The organism is Streptomyces sp. SID11385, from assembly GCF_010548245.1.
Taxonomy (GTDB): domain Bacteria; phylum Actinomycetota; class Actinomycetes; order Streptomycetales; family Streptomycetaceae; genus Streptomyces.
Genome location: NZ_JAAGLR010000019.1, coordinates 1 through 1,341, shown reverse-complemented (window position 1 = coordinate 1,341; position 1,341 = coordinate 1). Strand labels below are relative to the sequence as shown.

Below are 1,341 nucleotides of genomic sequence, written 5' to 3'. Positions count from 1 at the left end.
CGCGGCGGGCGTCCCCGCCGCCTCGGGCTCCGACGTCCGCGCCCTCCTCGCCGAGGGCCACCCCGAGGCGGCGGGCCTCGCCCGCCAGGCGGGCCGCCAGGTCGGCGAGGTCCTCGCGACCGTCGTGACCCTCCTCAACCCCGGCGTCCTGATGATCGCGGGAGACCTCGCCGGAACCCCCTTCCTCACCGGCGTCCGCGAACTCCTCTACCAACGCGCCCTCCCCCGCTGCACGGCCCACCTCGACGTCGTCACCTCCCGCCTCGGCGACCGAGCCGCCCTGGTCGGAGCGGCCCACCTCGTGGTGGAACACCTCTACGCCCCGGCACGGGCGGAGGAACGGCTGGAGGCGCTGGGGGTGTAGGACGGGGGACGGACCGGGCGATCCGCCGCGGGTACGAGGGCGGGCGGTCCCCCGTACGGGGCCGAGCGACCCGCCCGCCGCGGCCGCCCCGTCCCCTCACTCCTCCGCCTCCCACACCCCCTCCCGGTCGCGGCGGGCCAGGTGGCGTTGGAGGCGGCTCAGTGTGCGCTGGGGGAAGTGCCCCCGGACCGCCGCGCGGGCCGCGTTCGCGCCGGGGGCGCCGTGGACGCCGCCGCCCGGGTGGGCCGAGGCCGAGGCGAGGTAGAGGCCCTTGACCGGTGTCTCGGGGCGCCCGCTGCCCGGCAGCGGGCGGAAGAAGAGCTCCTGGTGGAGCGCCGCCGTACCGCCGTTGATCGCGCCGCCCCGGAGGTTCGCGTCGAGCGCCTGGAGCGTCGGCGGGGCGAGGACACGGCGGGCCCTGATCCGCGCCCGGAAGCCCGGCGCCCAGCGCTCCACCTCGCGCTCGATCCGGTCGGCCATCTCCTCGCCCTGCCCCGGCGTCCACCGGCCGTCCAGGCCCGCCCCGCCCGCGTCGCCCTTCACCGTGTGCGGCACGTGCGTATAGGCCCACGCCGCCTGCGTACCGGCGGGGGAGCGCGAGGGGTCGGCGGTCGTCATCTGCCCGAAGAGGAGGAAGGGGCGATCGGGTACGCGGCCCATGGCGAGCTGCGCGGCGAAGCGCGTGAGCCCGTCCACGCCGTCCGCCAGGTGCACCGTGCCCGCGCCCCGGGCCGCGTCCCCCGCGGTCCACGGGACGGGCCCGTCGAGCGCCCAGTCGACCTTGAAGGTCGCGAAGTCCCACTGGAAGCTCTCCAGATCGGCGCGCACCCGGCCCGGCAGGTCCGCCGCGTCGACCAGTTCCCCGTACAGCGCGGGCGCCGCCACGTCCGCGAGCACCGCCCGCCCGGCGGGCACCGTCTCGCCGCCCGCCGTCCGCACCCCCACCGCACGCCCCCCGCGCACCACCACCCGCGCCA

Annotated in this window: 1 protein-coding gene and 1 pseudogene; one reads left to right on the top strand and one right to left on the bottom strand. The window is 78.4% G+C overall.

The window, feature by feature from the left end; translation table 11 throughout:
* Window positions 1-364, top strand: a 364-nt coding sequence (locus tag G3I42_RS00875) for an ROK family protein (protein ID WP_164281941.1), incomplete at its 5' end; no start/stop codon positions are given.
* 96 nt (window positions 365-460) lie between these two features.
* Here G3I42_RS00875 and G3I42_RS00870 read toward each other — a convergent pair.
* Window positions 461-1,341: pseudogene (locus G3I42_RS00870) on the bottom strand (NAD(P)/FAD-dependent oxidoreductase); the annotation flags it as partial.